The following is a 1,392-nucleotide window of genomic DNA, read 5'->3' as shown; positions in this document are numbered from 1 at the left end:
GGCCGCCACTGCGGGCCGGCCAGCGCCGCCACGCATGCGCGCGGCGAGCCGACGGCCGGAGGTGACCGGCGAGCACCACAGGTGCCGCGGACGACGTGACCCGGCCTGGAGGCGCGGGGTGCGCCTCCAGGCCGGGTCACCGGTGCCGCCGTCAGCGGGCGGTCGTGTCCTCGTCGGCGTCGGCGTCGGCGTCGGCGTCGGACGGTCGGCCGTTCCCCCTGGGGTCGTCGAGCAGCCCGGTGGCGTGCGTGAGCACACCGCGCAGGTTCTCCAGGTAGCCGGCGACCGCGTCGCGTTCGGTGCGGATGGCGGCGAGCCGGTCCTCGGACTCGGCGATGGCCGCTGCCGACCGCTCCTCGGCCTCGGCGATCATGCGGTGGACACGCTCCTGTGCGTCGCTCACGATCGTGCGGGCGCGCTCCTGGGCCTGCGCGGTGCTCGTGCGCTCGAGGTCGTCGGCCTCCTGCTGCAGCCGCTCGGCGCGCTCTCGGGCCTCGGAAGCCCGGCGAGTGGCCTCGGCGAGCTGCAGGTTCGCCTCGTCGAGGTACCGCTGCGTCTCGGTCACCGTCTCACGGTGCTTCTGCAGGTAGTCCTGCTCGGCGTCGTCACGCCGGGCGGCGAGCTCGGACTCGAGCGCGGCGCGGGCCTCGTCCCGTTCGCGGACGATCGCCGCACGGACCTCGTCGCGCTCCTTCGCGAGGTCGGCCCGGACCGTGGCGACCTCCTGCTGCAGAGCGGTGCGTTCCGCTTCGAGGTCGGAGAGCTCCGCCGTGCGACGGTCGGCGATCTCGGTGTCGACCTCGGCGTGCTCGCGCTCGCGGCGTGCGGCGAGCTCGTCGGTGTGCTCCCGCACGGCACGCTCGGCCGCGGACTCGGCCTCGGCACGCTCGCGCTCGATCCGGGCGCGGTGGTCCTCGAGCTCGGCGGCGATCCGCGCTGCGGTCTCCTCGACCAGACGGGCGTTCTCGGCGCGGGTCTGTTCCTCGTCGACCCGGAGCTGGGCGCGGGCGGCCTCGAGCTCCTGGTCGAGCGCGGCGCGGGCCTCGGCGACCTCGCGCTCCCAGCGCGCGCGGGCGGCGCCGAGTTCGGCGTCGAGCTCGCGGCGACGGTGGTCGGTCTCCGCCTCGAGCGCCGCGCGGCCACGCTCGACCTCGGACTCGAGCTCGGCCCGACCGGTCTCGAGCGCGAGCTCGTGGGCGCGTCGCTGTCCGTCGCGCTCGCGCTCCCAGGCCGCACGGGCCTCGGCGAGCTCGCGTTCGAGCGCGGCGCGACGCGTGGTCTCCTCACGGTCGAGGTCCTCGGTGCGGCGAGCGTGCTCGGCCTCGAACACGCTGCGGCGGTGCTCGGTCTCGCGGTCCAGGTCGGCGGCGGCGCGACGGGCGTCCTCGGCGA

1 pseudogene is annotated in these 1,392 nt (G+C 76.4%); it reads right to left on the bottom strand.

Features of this window, described 5'->3' with window-relative positions:
* Positions 1 to 151 precede the first annotated feature (151 nt).
* Positions 152 to 1,392, bottom strand: a pseudogene (locus D8M35_RS16730) (hypothetical protein); the annotation flags it as partial.

Origin of the sequence: Curtobacterium sp. HSID17257 (assembly GCF_003989515.1) — a bacterium.
Taxonomy (GTDB): Bacteria; Actinomycetota; Actinomycetes; order Actinomycetales; family Microbacteriaceae; genus Curtobacterium.
The sequence above is the reverse complement of the archived record's forward strand: the minus strand, read 5'-3'. Positions and strand labels throughout refer to the sequence as shown.